The sequence below is a fragment of the Paenibacillus sp. FSL H8-0122 genome, from assembly GCF_038005345.1.
Lineage (GTDB): Bacteria > Bacillota > Bacilli > Paenibacillales > Paenibacillaceae > Paenibacillus_AQ.
Genome location: NZ_JBBOTB010000001.1, coordinates 4,637,989 through 4,655,090 on the forward strand (window position 1 = coordinate 4,637,989; position 17,102 = coordinate 4,655,090).

General features: G+C 54.1%; 12 protein-coding genes. 1 reads left to right on the top strand and 11 read right to left on the bottom strand.

Annotated elements, in window-relative coordinates; genetic code table 11:
- Positions 1-32: 32 nt before the first annotated feature.
- Entirely contained in the window at positions 33-1,637 is a 1,605-nt protein-coding gene (locus tag NSS64_RS20035; RefSeq protein WP_341141278.1) for a sensor domain-containing diguanylate cyclase, read from the top strand.
- 101 nt (positions 1,638-1,738) lie between these two features.
- On the opposite strand, the gene pulA is transcribed toward NSS64_RS20035, so the two are convergent.
- From pulA to NSS64_RS20090, 11 genes are all read right to left on the bottom strand, one after another.
- Complete coding sequence (pulA, locus tag NSS64_RS20040) at positions 1,739-4,138, bottom strand: type I pullulanase (protein WP_341141279.1); 2,400 nt, start codon at positions 4,136-4,138, stop codon at positions 1,739-1,741.
- A 267-nt stretch (positions 4,139-4,405) separates the two neighbouring features.
- Positions 4,406-5,650, bottom strand: a complete 1,245-nt coding sequence (locus NSS64_RS20045) for an MFS transporter (protein ID WP_341141280.1) — start codon at positions 5,648-5,650, stop codon at positions 4,406-4,408.
- 157 nt (positions 5,651-5,807) lie between these two features.
- Positions 5,808-7,520, bottom strand: coding sequence for a phosphoenolpyruvate--protein phosphotransferase (gene ptsP / locus NSS64_RS20050; protein WP_341141281.1), 1,713 nt, complete (start codon positions 7,518-7,520; stop codon positions 5,808-5,810).
- Positions 7,513-7,788, bottom strand: a complete 276-nt coding sequence (locus NSS64_RS20055; RefSeq protein ID WP_036696683.1) for an HPr family phosphocarrier protein — start codon at positions 7,786-7,788, stop codon at positions 7,513-7,515. The genes ptsP and NSS64_RS20055 overlap by 8 nt, the downstream gene beginning before the upstream one ends.
- Positions 7,789-7,888: 100 nt before the next feature.
- On the bottom strand, positions 7,889-9,946 hold the full coding sequence (gene ptsG / locus NSS64_RS20060; protein WP_340942689.1) for a glucose-specific PTS transporter subunit IIBC: 2,058 nt from the start codon (positions 9,944-9,946) through the stop codon (positions 7,889-7,891).
- A 239-nt stretch (positions 9,947-10,185) separates the two neighbouring features.
- Positions 10,186-11,049 carry a glucose PTS transporter transcription antiterminator GlcT gene (glcT, locus tag NSS64_RS20065; protein ID WP_340991825.1) on the bottom strand — a complete coding sequence of 288 codons (864 nt, stop codon included), beginning with the start codon at positions 11,047-11,049 and terminating at the stop codon, positions 10,186-10,188.
- A gap of 147 nt (positions 11,050-11,196) precedes the next feature.
- Complete coding sequence (locus NSS64_RS20070; RefSeq protein WP_341141282.1) at positions 11,197-12,816, bottom strand: hypothetical protein; 1,620 nt, start codon at positions 12,814-12,816, stop codon at positions 11,197-11,199.
- Positions 12,809-13,516 carry an ABC transporter ATP-binding protein gene (locus NSS64_RS20075; RefSeq protein WP_076082681.1) on the bottom strand — a complete coding sequence of 236 codons (708 nt, stop codon included), beginning with the start codon at positions 13,514-13,516 and terminating at the stop codon, positions 12,809-12,811. Before NSS64_RS20075 ends, NSS64_RS20070 begins: the two co-directional genes overlap by 8 nt.
- A gap of 116 nt (positions 13,517-13,632) precedes the next feature.
- Positions 13,633-15,216, bottom strand: a complete 1,584-nt coding sequence (locus tag NSS64_RS20080; RefSeq protein ID WP_341142853.1) for a flotillin family protein — start codon at positions 15,214-15,216, stop codon at positions 13,633-13,635.
- Complete coding sequence (locus NSS64_RS20085; RefSeq protein ID WP_341141283.1) at positions 15,216-15,752, bottom strand: protease; 537 nt, start codon at positions 15,750-15,752, stop codon at positions 15,216-15,218. Before NSS64_RS20085 ends, NSS64_RS20080 begins: the two co-directional genes overlap by 1 nt.
- Before the next feature lie 178 nt (positions 15,753-15,930).
- Complete coding sequence (locus tag NSS64_RS20090; protein ID WP_341141284.1) at positions 15,931-17,094, bottom strand: iron-containing alcohol dehydrogenase; 1,164 nt, start codon at positions 17,092-17,094, stop codon at positions 15,931-15,933.
- Positions 17,095-17,102 lie beyond the last annotated feature (8 nt).

The following is a 17,102-nucleotide window of genomic DNA, read 5'->3' on the forward strand; positions in this document are numbered from 1 at the left end:
TTGCAAAAGTTCTGCGCGGGGAGAGGATGACAGTGGCAGTTTTTTCGGAAAACACAAGTACACGCAGACTGATTATATTATTCACGTCCATCACCGTTCTTCTGGTTGGGATCAGTGTGGCCTCCCTGCTGATTCTGAATCATACGATGAACAAATTATCCGACTCCCTATACAGTGACGTCTACCAGAATTCCGAGCTCATTCTGAATGCCGACCGCGATCTCTATCAGGCAGCCCTTGCGCTTCAGACCACAGTCGGCGGGGCGCTGACCAGCGCGCAGCGCAGTACGCTGTCGCAGGAATTCGAGGACAATAATGCCCAGGCGCTGCAGCGGGTCAATACCGCCCGCTACAATCTGGATGCTGTGAAGAGCCCGTTCAATGGAATGAAGCAGAGCGAGCTGCTGCTGGACGAGCTGAGGAACGAGCTGGATCACTTCGGAACCACGCTTACCGCGTGGAGGGATAACGGCCGGGAGCTGATCTCGCAGCGGGTTCAGAAGAGCTGGAATCCCGCCTCTTATTCTGCCCTTACCATACATACCGAGCTGAATGAAGTACGGGAAAGCTTGAATCAGGCAGAGGACAAGATTGACACCTATGCAAGCCAAGTGATGACAGAGTTCAATAATCTCAAAAGCTCCCTGTTCGCCGTCTACTCTGTATTTCTGTTCCTGCTGGTTATGGTCATCATCTATCTCAGCCGCAGACTGATCTCCCTGCAGAACGAAATGCAGGACGAGCAATCGCTCTACCAGCTGATCGGTGAGACGATGTCCGACTTCATTGTGCTGACAGATCCGAACGGTCTGATCCTGTATGCCTCGCCTTCCCATGCAGCTGCACTGGGCTATGTGCCAAGCAAAGGGGCGCCGCTCTCCAACTATATCCGTGAAGCCGAAATCTCCTGGGCCAAGCTCAAGAGCGTGGTGCAGTCTTCACCGAGAATATCCGAGCTGCGCATGCGTTCGGCCGAAGGGCACTGGGTGTGGCTGGAGACCAAGGTTACCCCTATTGCGGGCAGCCGCAATTTCCCGGCACAGTTCATGCTGGTCTCGCGTGAGATTACCCAGCGCAAGCAATATGAGGAGCGCCTGCACAAGCTGGCCTTCTATGATCATCTGACCGCGATTCCCAACCGTGCCCATTTCAAAATGTACATGGAGAACCTGATCAACCAGCCTGAGGAGCGCCGGCAGGAGATCGCCGTGGCGCTGCTGGACTGCGACCGGTTCAAGCAGCTCAATGATACACTCGGCCATCTGGCCGGAGATGAGTTCCTGCAGCTGCTCTCCCGGGAGCTGCAGCAGACCGTAAAGGGCTCCGGCCAGGCCTTCCGGATCGGCGGAGATGAATTCGCGGTGGTGCTGCACCGGTTCACCAGCCCGCAAATGCTGGACGAGCTGCTGAACCGTCTGCTCCAGCTGTTCAACAAATCCTGGTCCGTCAATCAGGGCTCCAGCTTTCACACCTCTGCCAGCATTGGCGTGGCTCTGTACCCGCAGCACGGCAGCAGTATCAACGAGCTGCTTCGTGCCGCCGATCTTGCGATGTACCGCTCCAAGAACCATGGTGGCAATGAGGCTAATCTGTACAGCGAGCATGTGGATAAGAAGTACAGCGATCAGCGGAACTAGCACAGGGCAGAAGCTGACTTCCTATACATATCTCCTAGCCAAAAAGAGCTGATTAGCTCCCCTCCCCCAAGGAGATGGAACTAATCAGCTCTTCTAATGTTCTAGCTGGTCCGCTGCAGCGGATCAGCCAGTTCGGTGCTATGCTCCGGACTACGCTCCCGAACCGTCACCTTGATAACCTGCTCCCCGCTGCCCGAGCAGTCGATGAAGCGGTCAGCGGTGCCGTCCTTCTCCTCCCAGTCGTTCAGCCGGAGGATGTAGCCTATCGTGGAGGTCCCCGGCAGCACTTCAATCCGTGCTACGGCATGATCTCCCTCCATATACTGGAAGTCCCGTTGTCCATCCTGAATGCCTGTACCCCACACCCAGAGATTCCAGCCCCGGTAATCGCCGTCCGGACGGTCATAATGAACTTCTACAATCTTCGATCTCGGCTCAGGCTCCCCGTATTTATCATAGAGTACCATCATCGACAGTCCGGCCACCTCTACACTGCCGTTCTCCGTCTGCCGGAAGGCCTCAGGTCCGGCATGGGTATGATCGACTACGATGTTCCAGCAGCCGGAGGTCTCCGGGAGACACTGGGTGACCGGCTCCATATTGGCATTGTAGATCACCACGATATTATTCCATGTATCTCCGCCGGCGTGATCCTTCAGTCTATAGGCAACGACTCCGCCATCACAGCGCAGGAACTCCAGACTGCGCTCAATCTCCTGGCGCCCGTGCAGGCGGAAGGCCGGATGTGTCCGGCGCAGCTCAATCAGCCCTTTGTAATATTGAAATACTGCAAGGAATTTGCTTTTGTTCTCCCACCGGATCGCATTGATACAGTCCGGGCTGCGGTAGCTGTTATGATCTCCGTATTTGCTGCGCAGGAGCTCATCCCCGGCATGGAGGAACGGAATCCCCTGCGAGGTCAGAATGATTCCGTTAGCCAGCAACGAACGGCGTACCGTCTCATGGTCCAGCACATTCTCGGGATCTACTCCCACATACGGATTCGCCTGCTCTAGTGCGGCCTTCAGATTCCCGCCGCTCCGCAGCTTGCCGCCTTCAAGCTCCGGCAGCCCGGCTTCCCCGCGAAGTCCTTGGGTCGCCAGAATTTTGTCCCACAGGTTGAGATTATCATGTGCGGTTACATAGTTCACAGTCTCTGTAGGCGCATCGGTGAATTCATGAATCGCCCCGCTCACCCCGGACGCGATCGCACCTTCCTTGCCGTATTCCCCGGTCACGAAGCCTTTGCCCCAGCCGTCGCTGTCTCCCTTGATGGCCGCACGGAAGTTGTCGTTGAAGACGGCGTAGCCTTTGCCGCGCTGTACGCCCTTCAGCGTCTTGGCGGCAAGCGGGGAGTCGCCGCCTGTCCACGGCTCACCGTAGAGCAGCAGCCCCGGATTAATCTCCAGCCGCAGCTCCTCGGTAATCTCGCGCATGGTCACGCTGTCCATCAGCCCCATCAGATCGAAGCGGAACCCGTCAATATGGTACTCCTTAGCCCAGTAGGACAGGGAATCCTTGATATACTTGCGGACCATCGGCCGTTCTGTAGCCAGCTCATTGCCGACGCCCGAGCCGTTAGAGAGCCGGCCGCTCTGATCATGCCGGTAGTAATAGTCCGGCACCAGCGGCTGGAAGGGTCCCTTCTGGAAGCCATAGGTATGATTGTAGACCACATCCATAATCACCGAGATGCCGCGGCTGTGCAGCGCCTGAACCAGCTCCTTGAATTCCCGGATACGGGTTAGCGGGTTAGCCGGGTCTGTGCTATAGGAGCCTTCCGGCACATTATAGTGCTGGGGGTCGTAGCCCCAGTTATAGTCTGTGAAGATGGAGGATGCCGGTTCTTCCCCTGGCTTGCCCAGCTCATCCACCGTCTGATAATCGAACACCGGCAGCAGATGAACATGCGTGATGCCCAGCTCGGCCAGATGATCAATGCCCAGCAGATGACCCGCCTCATCCCGCAGGCCAGTCTCGGTGAAGGCCTTGAATTTCCCCTTATACGTCATACCGGAGCTCTGGTCCGCCGAGAAATCACGGACATGCAGCTCATAGATTACAGCATCTGCCGGATGCGGCAGCACCGGAGAGGCATCGCTCTCCCAGCCGTCCGGGTCTGTCTCGGACAAATCCACGATGGCTGTCCGTGTTCCATTGGCCGATACAGCTACTGCATAAGGATCGGCCGCTTCATTAATCGAACCGTCAGCAAATACGGCGCGGTACATATAATACTTCCCCTTCAGGTTACCGGGAACCTGGATCGTCCATACTCCGCCCTCAGCGCGCTCCATACTAAGAATTTTGCCGCTGTCCTTGTAATCTGCGGTCTGCGGGGTCAACCCGTTTCCGCCTGTTGCATATAATACGAGCGACACTGTGAAGGCTGTTGGCGCCCAGACCTTGAATACACTATATTCCGCCGTGTAGGTTAACCCGAGGTCATTGCCTTGATAGGTATCGATTTCTTGTTCTGCTTGTATATAATTGCTGCTCATTGCTATTCACCATCCCTACGCTCATCCGTAATACTCCCGGAGAACTATCATTCTATTACTATCAAGCTATGTCCACATTCTCCTTAACTAATACTTTGTACTTGCACAGCTCTGCAAGCGGATGACGCCGGATTTGCTACATAGGGTTCATTATATAATATGTAACACTATGTTCACAGGTCTGGGTTAAGGGTTGAATTATGTCACCGGATATATCCTATATCGGCAGGGATCGCCGGGGATTGAAGCTAATGAAGTTCCAGAACATCATGACCGCTTCCGCAGCACCCTGCCGTATAACGCAATCACAGGTACCAGCAGGAAGCCCGCCGACAGCAGCGAAGCTCTGATAGAGATCCGGCTGCCGATATAACCTACAACCGGACCGCCTGCGCTCTGGCCCAGGGCATCGGACTGGCTGATCATCGACAAGAGCGTAGCCCGGTTCTGGGATGGCAGCTTCGTGTTCAGCCAGCTGGTATAGATCGGGTCGCTGACCGAAGCGACCACCCCCAGGAGCAGTACCGCCCCGATCGCCCAGTAGAAATTAGGCGCAAGCGCCACCAGTATAATGCAGCCGGCACGGACGGAGGTCAGGAGGAACAAGGCGGCCGCTACTTGACGTTCCTTTTGCAAATCAATGATTTTCCCGGCCATATAGACAGCCAGCACACCCAGCAGAGTAGTCGCCGCACTGATCAGCCCGAAGCTAGCCGCCATCGAGACTCCAATCTCCGGGAACCCGATTTCATTCATAAGAAAGACTGGCCACAGACGATCATATCCCTCAGACGCAGCACCGCTGAATAAAGTTACAACCGTCAGCAGCAGGAGCAGCGGATGATGCCTCAGAATAGCCGCACCGCTGACCCAGGTCTTGCCCAGCTCACGGATAGCAGAGGAATGCGGCGCACGCTCCCGGCGTATGAACCCCGTCTCCTTCATGTACCGGATCAATATGAACCCCAAGACGAAATAGATGGCTCCGCCCGCCAGAAAAGGGAGATTGGACGCAACCTGGGATAAACCTACGCTGACCGCAATGCCTAACAGGGAAGCGCTTAAGCCGAATATTTTGGAGCGCATGAAGAGGCTTCCTGTATGTTCTTCTCCAAGCTCGTCCACGATCCATGCGGTATCCGCTCCGCTCAGGAAGGTCCAGCCGATCCCGTACAGTATCTGGGAGATCAGCAGCCAGCCGAAGGCAGGCAACAGGGAAGCCGGATGTATGATCCAGACAATACTCCCTTCCAGAACAAAGGCACTCCCCAGAACGAACACGGCAATAATGACGGACAGTCTGCGGCTATAGGTATCAGCGACCACTCCGGTGATTCCCTCGAACACAAGCACGGTGAGCTCCACAACGGTTCCCACCAGCACAAGCTGGAGCGGATTCAGCCCAAGCTCCGTTACATAGTAAATACTGTAGGTTGTAAATATAGTACTGGCCGCCAAAGACATCATAAATACGATAAACAAATAAATCTGTGAAGCACTGAATCTCTGCACAAAGGTTCCACCCTCCGAAAGTAATGGACTCATTATATAAAATAAGGCCCGGGCGGGCGGTTCCAGATTTGCTGAAATTCAAATAACCGCAAAAAAAAGCCCCCTGTAAAGGAGGCCGCAAAGTAGTTGGAGTTATAACCAATGCTTGAGTAAAGAATTAATTCACGCGGGATTGCACCAGTGCGGCTACTTCCTCGGCCGTGCCGAGCTGCAGGGCCTGGGCAGCCATTTCCTTCATGTCGGCCGCAGACAGCTTCGAGATCTGGCTGCGTGCTGGCAGGATAGAGGTAGCGCTCATGCTGAATTCATCGAGACCAAGACCGAGCAGCAGAGGAATAGCCGTGGCATCCCCCGCCATTTCTCCGCACATCCCGGTCCACTTGCCTTCGGCGTGTGCAGCATCAATGACGATTTTGACCAGTCGCAGAATTGCCGGGTTGTATGGCTGATACAGGTAGGCTACCTGTTCATTCATACGGTCCGCAGCCATTGTATATTGGATAAGGTCGTTGGTTCCGATACTGAAGAAATCCACTTCCTTGGCGAACTGATCCGCTAGTACAGCCGTAGAAGGAATCTCTACCATGATGCCCAGCTGGATGCTGTCGGACACTTCTTTGCCTTCTTCACGCAGCTTGGCCTTCTCTTCCAGCAGCAGATCACGGGCTGCACGGAATTCACCAAGGGTAGCGATCATCGGGAACATAATGCGCAGGTCGCCGTGGGCACTTGCTCTGAGCAAGGCACGCAGCTGGGTGCGGAAGATATCCTGACGGTCCAGACAGAGACGGATCGCACGGTAGCCGAGGAACGGGTTCATTTCCTTCGGCAGCTCCAGATAAGGCAGCTCCTTGTCTCCGCCGATATCTAGCGTACGCACTACTACCGGCTTGCCTTGCATATTCTCAAGCACTGTCTTGTAGGCATTATACTGGATCTCTTCGGAAGGCAGCTTGTCGCGGCCCATATAGAGAAACTCGGTGCGGTACAGACCTACACCTTCGCCGCCGTTCTCAATCACGCCAGTCACATCATTCGGAGTCCCGATGTTGGCTGCCAGCTCTACATGCTTGCCGTCGGCAGATACCGTTGGCTCGTCGCGGAGCTTTTTCCATTCCGCAATCTGAAGATTGTAAGCTTCCTGCTTCGCTGTATATTCGGCCACTTCAGCTTCCGAAGGGTTGATCAGTACATCGCCGCTCAGACCATCCACGATAACCAGATCGCCTGCTTTGACCAGGGACATCACGTTCTTCGTGCCCACAACCGCCGGAATCTCCAGGGAACGGGCCATAATGGCCGAATGGGAAGTCCGTCCGCCGATATTGGTGGTGAAGCCTTTGACGAAGTTGCGGTTAAGCTGTGCTGTATCCGATGGGGTCAGATCCAGTGCAATAACGATAACCTCTTCACTGATCTCAGCCGGGCTCACATAGTGAATGCCAAGCAGGTGGTTCAGCACACGTTTGGTTACGTCACGCATATCCGCTGCACGTTCCTGCAGGTATGCGCTCTTCATGTTCTGGAACATTTCCACGAATTGAGTAGCTACTTCATTCAGTGCGTAGTCCGCATTTACCGATTCCTCACGGATTTTGTCCATTACAGGGGTAATGAGCTCAGGGTCATCAAGGATCAGCAGATGTGATTCGAAAATCTCCGCCTTCTTCTCGCCAAGCTCAGCCAGGGTACGCTCTTTGATGGTCTGAAGTTCGCCTCTGGATTTGTCCAGGGCATCCTTCAGCTTCGCAAGCTCAGCGTCCACATCCGTGACCGCTGTTTTGGTAATGGTATAGTCCGGGTGTTCCAGGATAAAGGCACGGGCTACTGCAATACCTGCGGAAGCCGCGATTCCTGAAATTTTATTCATGAACTTCTCCCAGCCCTTCTTTAACCATAACCTCCTGCAGCGCGTTCAATGCTTCTGCTTCTTCACTGCCTTCAGTAATAAGAGTCAGGGTATCTCCTGCTTCAAGGCCCAGGGATAGAACGCCCAGGATGGATTTAAGGGTAACTTTTTTGCCTTTAGCTTCTGCAAAAGCTTCAGTGCCTTTAAATTTTGTAGCTGTATTTACCAGCGCTGTTGCCGGGCGTGCGTGAATTCCGTCTTCGTCAATAATTCTGAAAGTTGTTTGCATAATATAATCCAACTCGCTTTCTGTTAATTTGGGATGGTGAATTATAGTGAAGGCTTGCGCTCCCCTTCATTATAATGGAAGCGCTTCGCCATTGCACATTTTACTGAATGGTGATGATATCCTTGTCGCCGATAACTACTTTGCCGGGCTTCTTCAGCGTAACAGAGGAGCCTTCAGGCAGGTTGGAGAAGATGACCGGAGAGATGACAGAAGGTGCATTCGCCTTCACATACTCCAGATCCACTTCCATAATCGGCTGTCCGGCAGCTACCAGATCGCCTTCCTCCACCAGAACCGTGAAGCCCTGGCCCTTAAGCTTAACGGTGTTGACCCCGATATGCACAAGGACCTCCTTGCCGCCGTCTGACATGATGCCAATGGCATGCTTACTAGGGAACACGTTGAATACCTTGCCGTATACCGGCGAAGCAATCTTGCCGTCTTCGGATAAGAAGGCGAAGCCGTCACCGGTCATTTTCTGCGAGAAGACCGCATCAGGAACCTCTGTAATATCCATCAGCTGGCCGTTTACCGGAGATACGATATCCTCAGGGATAATAGCATCGCCCTGCTCGCCGGCCTGTTGTTCAAGCTCCGGCTTCGGAGCAGCAGGGGCTGCAGCCGGTGTTCTGCCGTTCATCACATCCTGAATCTGTGACTTGATCGTGTCCGAACGTGTGCCGAAGATCGCTTGTACGTTGTTACCCACTTCGAGAACACCAGAAGCACCCAGTTTCTTCAGACGGTTCTTGTCTACGCCTGCTTTGTCCTTCACTTCGACCCGCAGACGCGTGATGCAGGCATCCAGATGGGTGATGTTCTCTTTGCCGCCCAGGGCGGACAGAATGTTGCGCGGCAGATCGTCGCCCGTCTTGGACACGCTCTCCGTGCTTACTTCATCCTCATCCCCGGAATCATCCTCACGGCCCGGAGTCTTAAGGTTAAACTTACGGATGACGAAGCGGAACCCGAAGTAATAGATCACGGCCAATACCAGACCTACCGGGATAACCAGCCACCAGGCGGTACGGTTAGGAATGACGCCGAACAGCACATAGTCGATGAACCCGCCGGAGAAGGTCATGCCGATTTTGACATCAAGGATGTGCATGGTCATGAAGGACAGACCGGCGAACACGGCATGGACGGCGAACAGCAGCGGAGCTACGAACAGGAATGAGAATTCCAGCGGCTCGGTAATCCCCGTCAGGAACGAGGTCAGCGCTGCGGAGATCATCAAGCTTCCGACAATCCGTCTGTTCTCAGGCTTCGACTCATGGTAGATCGCAAGGGCTGCAGCCGGAAGACCGAACATCATGAACGGATATTTACCGGTTGTAAATGTACCCGCTGTGAACTCCACACCGTCACGGAGCTGCTGCATGAAGATCCGCTGGTCGCCGCGGACCAGATCGCCCGCCTTGTCAATATAGCTTCCGAATTCATACCAGAACGGTGAATAGAAGATATGGTGCAGGCCGAACGGAATCAGGGAACGCTCGATGACCCCGAAGATAAAGGCCGACAGCGTCAGGTTGGTATTAATCATACTCTGTGACACATAGTTCAGACCGTGCTGGATCGGCGGCCACACAATCGTGAGCGCAAGACCAAGCATCAGGGAGGTCACCGCCGTCATAATCGGTACGAACCGTTTACCCGCGAAGAAGCCTAAGTACGACGGCAATTCTATACGGAAGAACCTTTTGTACATGGATGCAGCCAGGATCCCGACCAGGATACCACCGAACACCCCAGTCTGCAAGGTGGGTATCCCCAGCACGCTGGAATACGAGAAATCTTTCCAGGTCAGCACGTAAGCATTGACGCCCACTACCGTACCCATGGTTACGTTCATCACCAGGAAGCCGATAATCGCTGCAAGCCCGGCTACGCCTTCTCCTCCGGCCAGCCCGATGGCTACGCCGACTGCAAAGAGCAGGGAGAGGTTATCGAATACGATTTGCCCGGAATTCATAAGCACTGTGGCTATCGCCTGGACAGTATGGTTCTCCAGTGCAGGCACATATTGCAGGAAGTCCGGGTTAACCAGCATGTTCCCGATTCCAAGCAGCAGGCCCGCCGCAGGCAGAATGGCCACTGGCAGCATAAGCGCCTTACCGACTCTCTGCAGAACGCCAAATAATTTTTTAAACATTCGGGTCACTTCCTAATCCTTAATTTCTTTCAACAGAAGCCAAAAAAGGCATGAGCAATACAGCACGCAGATTGCCCGGCTAACGCTAACGTTAGAGTACCCCGAGATGGGGCTGGACAACCATAATACTGTAAATCACTCATGCCTGATCGTATCAGTTACACGTAGGTATTCTGTTGTAGTTCATAACAGGGATCATTGTAGCACCATTGATTTGAAGTTGCAACCCCTAAAATCGGCTACAGGTCCAGCTCCGGCTCATCTTCCTTCTTCTGGGCGATACGCTGCAGATGAATCGTCAGATAGCTGACCTCGGCCGGATATACCGGAATGCGCACCCGCTGCTCAATCACCTTCGTCAGCTTCCAGGCAAGCATGTACATCTCGGGATACTCCCGCTTCATTAGTCCATCCAGGGACGAGGTCTCGCGCACAGTCTCTCCCCGGCGCAGACGTTCCAGAACGAACCGCAAATGGGTCACCAGCCTTGAATAATCCAGCGAATCCCGCGGAATACGGTATTCCAGATTATCCTCCACCAGCCCCACCATATCCCCGATAAGCTGGGAATGCTGCTTCACCTCGGAGATATGGCGGTTGCTAAGCGCACTGACAATATGCAGAGCCACGAAGCCGATCTCATCCGGCGGCAGCGTCACCTTCATCGCCTCATTGATCCGCTCCACCGCATATTCCGCCAGACTGTATTCCTCCGGATAAATCTCCCGGGTCTCGTACAGAAACGGATTATGAATAGCCATATGCTGTTCGCTTCTGCGGATCGCAAAGGAAATATGGTCGGTAAGGGCAATATGGATATGCTCATTCAGCGTCTGGCGGCTGCTCTGCATAATATGCAGCACAATCTCCTGGACCACCTCAATCAGTTTCTCGTCTACCTGCGGCACCAGCTGCTTGTATTGCTCCTGCTCCTCCTGGCTGCGCAGGATGAACATCTTCTCTACCGAGGACAGATTGATCCGGTCCCGCGTCTTACGGTTGAAGCCGATCCCCTTGCCGATAACCACAACCTCGGCATACTGGGGATGCTCGGCAATGATCACGTTATTGTTAAGCACCTTGCCCACGGTAATGCTGCTCACTTGCGACACCTCTTTTACTTCTGAATCCTGATCTATTCCAGCAGCACGATACATGGTTCAACGTGTGTGATTCGTTCCCTTAAGCTCCTATCATAACATCAAGAATCTCAAATTAGAAGTGTGCCGCAACCCGCCCGCAGGCTCCCTTCATTTCACCCGAAACGTCCGGCCCGAGAACCTGTATACCATAATCAGGGCAGCCAGCATATACACCACAGCAGAGAGCACTACGATCATGGCAAACATACCAAGCTCACTCTTGAACTGCATGGCGATGAATCCTACCCCCAGCACCACACTGTTCACAATCGTAAAGAACGGATTCTTCACATTGAGCTCTGTGCTGTACGGCTGGAAGATATAGTACATGAACAGATGATGTACCGAGAAGAACAGGGACAGTGCCACAATCGTCACGCAAAAGAGTGCAGCATCCCCCGCCCCCCAGTTCTCCGCTGACAGCAGCAGCAGCACGTTCACCGCCAGACAGATCGCGGCAGCCGGGATCAGATTAAGCACGCTGATACGCAGCAGCCGGATGCGGAAGTTGCTTAGAATCGCCGATTGTTCACGGTAGAATCCGTAGCGCAGCAGGCTGAGATCACAGTTATAGAACATCGCCTTGCAGAGGCGTTCGCCAATGGACGTATAGTTCATAATGATCAGGAAGGTCGGCAATGCGGTAATCAGATAATGAGTCAGTTTGGTAAAAGCGGATTGGGACAACAGCATCGTCAGCAAAGCAGCGGCAAAAAGCGAGCCAATGATGACCAGCCTGCGCTCTATCGGACTGGTGATTAGCCGCCGGTGACGTGAGAAAAAGATTGCATTCAGGTAAGCGTACCCGCTTTTCCCCTCGAACTGGCCTTGATTCTGTTGTTCCGCCGAGTAGTGCTGATCTTGGGTGGCCACATCCTTCACCCGTGCTTCTTTCATCATCCGTCCCATGTCGAGCAGCGGATCATCGATTTTGGTGACGGCATCGACGGCATTCGTATAGTCCTTATAACGGGCGATATAGACCGCACTTAAGGTTCCCAGCACCAGCACGCCAAGCACCACAGGCAGATTGAACAGCATTCCGCTCTCTACTACCGCAAATCCGGGGAGCAGCGGAAGATAGGCCAGCAGGTAGCCAGCGCCGATGGCGGTCCAGATCCAGCTTGTTTTTTTGACAATAACGATGCCGTAGCGGTCATACACCCGCAGATGCAGCGCCTCGCAAGCCGTACGCCAGAACGTCAGCAGCAGCGTAAGAACCGCCCCATGCCACAGCGGAGCACCGAGAAGATTCCCGAAGACCAGCATCGCCGGCATAAAAGTAACCAGGAAGCTGATCCCGCGCAAGGTCAGTGTGGTCCGCATATACCGCTCTGCCGGCAGCCTCATCAGCTTCACGAATATGTATTTATCCCGCTTCGGCTCCAGAATAACCGCGCTGGAAACCCCGGCCGTAAGGAAGCTTATACATAGCAGCATCTGCAAATAAAGCTGGTACTGAACAGAAAGAGATAAGGCGATATCATTACCGATGAACTTCACCGGCAGATAGATCATGATCCCAAGATAAGCGAACTTCGTCACAAAGGCCATAAGTACCTTGAGGATATGCACGATAACAGATAAGGTCCGCTTCAGCGTAGTTTCCGAATAGACCGAGGCCGGGATCAGCTTGCCCAGCACAGGGAGCTTACGGGCATAGAACATCAGCCGATTAGCGCCGGACATCCCCCGCACTTCCAGAATCGCCTTCAGCGTCCTAATCATGATCCTCATCCTTCAGCAGGGCAATAATCTGCTCTTCAAATTCCGGACTGTGCAGGGTCTCCGCCGGAATCTCCCGCAGTGTGCCGTTATTCAGAATCACCAGCTCATCGCAGAGATCGGCGGCCAGCTGCAGAATATGAGTGGAGAAAATAATGATATGATCCTGCTTCATCTCCCGCAGCAGCTTCTTGATCTCCAGCGCAACTACCACATCGAACGAGGTTAACGGCTCATCCAGCAGGATCAGCGGCGGACGGGAAATGATAAAGCACAGCATCTGAATTTTGTTCTTCATCCCGTGGGAATAGCCCTTGATCAGACGGTGCCTGTCCGCCTCCTCGAAACGGATGATATCGAAATATTCCTCAATGGTCCGGTCCGCTTGGATCTTCCCTTTATTGATGTCCATGTAGAACTTCACAAACTCATAACCGGTCAGGAAGTCAGGCAGAATCGGCAAGGAGAAGACGTAGCCGATCTCCTCCTCAAGCAGCGGAAGACTCACTTCATCTCTGCGCAGAAAAGCCCCGCCGCTATCCATTTGGATCTCTCCGCTCAGGCAGTTGAATAACGAGGTTTTGCCGGCCCCGTTGCGGCCCAGCAGACCGTATATCTTGCCTTGCTCGAAGGTGAAGTCAATTCCCTTCAGCACCTCTCTGCCGTCAAAGCTCTTGCGTATATTATCCAGTATAAGCTCCATGCCTCTGCCTCCGTTTCAGCGTGAAAGATAAGGAATCTCTGTTGCGCGGATTACTTACAAAAAAGGTATGGCTGGCGTTACTGCTGCCTGCCATACCTTGGTGGCTTGCTCTGCTCTTATCCTTCAGGGTGTTCTGAAGGTTCCACCGGTTGTGCCGGAGGGACCGGAGCAGCCGGGGCCGGTCTTGAGACCACAGAGGTTATGGGTGCTGCTGTGTGTCTGACAACATCCTTCTGTTCAGACTTGCCCTTGGTCAGCCCTTTGATCAGCGCCTCGACGTCAATACCGGACACACTTTTGAGCATCTCAGGGGCTGTGGACATCAGTTGGGTCACATAATTACTGACCCGCGCAGCTCCTTCACCGTTGCCGGTATCCACCACAGTCAGCTTGTCGATAGATGCCAGCGGCTCGGCAATCTTCCCGGCCAGCTCAGGCAGCATTTTGACGATAATATCGAGAACCGCCGCTTCGCCGAATTTCTGGAAGGCTTCTGCCAGCTTCTCCTTGGCTTCCGCTTCGGCCAGACCGCGCAGACGGATAACTTCAGACTCTGCTTTACCTTTGGCCAGCTCTGCATCGGCAATCGCCTGGCCTTCCAGCCGCTTCTGCTCGGAGGTCGCCTGTGCCTGCTTCTCAATGCTGTATTGCAGCGCATCGGCTTCGCGCATCCGCTTGGCCTTGTCGGCTTCCGCCGCCTGCTCCACCGCATAACGGTCTGCTTCCGCTTTCTTCTTCACTTCAGCATCATACTGCTTCTCGCGTACCTGGATTTCCTTCGCCTGAATATCGATTTCGCGTTCCTTGCGGACCAGCTCAACCTTCATCTGCTCTTCCACCACGGTCTGCTTGGCACGCGCCTCCTGAATGTGGTACGCCTGATCGGCTTCCGCCTTGGCAGTATCCTGATCGCGCTTGAACGCTGCGACCTTGAGCTGGTTCTCCTTCGATGCTTCGGCGATGTTGGTATCCCGCAGCAGCTCCGCCTTCTGCCCCTGCTCCTCGGCATTGGCCTTCTGAATCCGCGCGTCACGGACAGCTTCCGCTTCCGCAATCTCCGCATCCCGTTTTACTGCGGCAATCCGCGGTTTACCCAGCGCTTCCAGGTATCCGTGCTTATCGCGTACGTCCTTGATGGTAAATGAGACAATCTGGAGTCCCATCTTCTTGAGGTCACGGGCGGCAACGCCCTGAACCTCCTGGGCGAAGCGGTCCCGGTTGCGGTAGACCTCTTCTACGGTCATCGTACCAAGAATCGCTCGCAGATGTCCTTCCAGCACTTCCTGCGCTTCGCTCTTCAGGGATTCAATCGGCTTGCCCATGAACTGCTCGGCTGCCGTTGCCACATCTTCTGTAGAGCTGCCTACCTTGATGATGGCGACCCCGTCGGCAATGACCGGCACGCCTTGCTCCGTATAGACCTCCGGGGTCGTCACATCGAGCTTATGGGAGAGCAGAGACATGAATTCCGCTTTCTGGAAGACAGGCAGTATGAATGCACCGCCGCCGCGGACGATTTTGATTTTGCGGCCGGAGCCATCATCTGATATATGATTGTTGCCCAGGAAGGAACCGGTGACGATCATGCCTTCATCCGGGCCAACCGTCTTGTAACGCGCCCAGAAGGCGAGTCCGAGGACAAGCAGTACAGCGATGACTATCGCAGGTATAAATAGGGATTCTGGAATATTCTCTAGCATCATAAGTCCACTCCTTTTCTCTCTTCGAATTCAGACACAAGTGCTACACCCTCACGTACCTCAACTACTACAACCTTGATTCCGGCCGGCAGTGCATGCTGCTCGAAGCTGGCCGCCGTATGCAGGCTGTTGCCTGCACCGAACTTCACCATAATCTCACCGTAGCCTGTGCCAGGGACCGGGACGGTAACCTCACCGATTCTCCCCGGCAGTTCACTCATGGAGAAGCCGTTCGACATTTCGCTGTTCCTCATTGGCTTCACTACCACCAAATGCATCAATACGCCCATGAATGCCGCAACCAACAGGGACAAGGCGAGAATCACGCCATCTTCCAGTCCGCTGTAGCGGCCCAGCAGCATACCTGCTCCACCGAATACAGTGATCCCTCCTGCCAATAGGGTAGGATTCAGGAAATCAAAGGATACGATGTCAAAAATCCCGTCCAGAGCGCTCCCAATCAGGTCGCCTACCACTACACTGACTACAGCAAAAAGAATACCCAGCGCCAAACAGCCCAAATACAGCGTTTGCATGTTAGTCTCCTCCCGTCATTACTTCCGGACTGTCATACTAGTATAAACGCAACTGTCATGCCCTTGGTTTCACAAAGTTGGGTATTGCTCTCATTAATGTATGCCGGAATCGGGAAAATTAACAGACCAAAGAAGCCGCCCCCGTAGATGGGAAGCGGCTGTACTGCCGATGGCTAACTTACAAAGCCAGCTTATAAATTTCAACTACGTCCTGACGCTCCAGCTTGCGGAAGTTGCCGAACGGACCGAAGCGGACCGCCTTGTCGGCCATGCTGACGATTTCGCTGTCGTCGATGTCGTAATCGCCGAGCGTCTTCGGAGCGCCAATGGAATCCCAGAAGCGGCGGAGCGCTTCAATGCCTTCGAGGCCGGTCTGTTCATCGGTTTTGCCGGCAGGGTCAATGCCGAACACGTTCACAGCCAGCTGGCGGAAGCGGGCAGGATTCGTGCTGAGGTTATATCTCATCCACTGCGGGAAGAGAATCGCCAGGCCGCCGCCGTGGGGAATATCATACACAGCGGATACGGCATGCTCAATGTTGTGCGTAGCCCAGTCACCGGCAAAGCCCATGCTGACCATTCCGTTCAGCGCCATCGTCCCGCAGTACATAATGGTCTCGCGCAGCTCGTAGTTGTTCAGATCCTCAATCAGCTTGGGAGCCGTCTCAATCACGGTGCGAAGCAGACTCTCCAAGAAGCCGTCCTGTAAAGGCGTATTGCTGTCAGTATGGAAATAATGCTCCAGCGTATGGGACATGATGTCCACCATACCGTAGACTGTCTGGTCACGCGGCAGGGAGAAGGTGTTCTCCGGGTCAAGAATCGAGAATGCCGGATAGGCATGGATGCTGCCCCAGCCCATTTTCTCCTTGGTCACTTCGTTGGTGATCACCGAGCCGTTGTTCATTTCGGAGCCGGTGGCTGCCATTGTCAGCACCGTTCCAAGCGGAAGCGCACCTTGAGGTGCGGCCTTGCGTTCTACGAAGTCCCACATATCCCCTTCATATTTCGCTCCGACGGCCACCGCCTTGGCACAATCAAGCACACTGCCGCCGCCGACGGCAAGAATCAGGTCGATATTATTCTCGCGGCATAACGCTACACCCTTATGTACCGTCGAGAGACGCGGATTCGGCTCCACTCCGGCAAGCTCGGTAACTACGGCACCAACCGCTGCCAGCTCAGCGATGACGTTGTCGTACAGGCCGCTGCGCTTGATGCTGCCGCCGCCGTACATCAGCAGTACGTTCTTACCGTATTTCGGCACCTCGGTACGGAGTGCCTGCAATGTTCCCTGTCCGAAAATAAGCTTGGTCGGGTTATAAAATTCAAACTTGCGCATATGTGTAA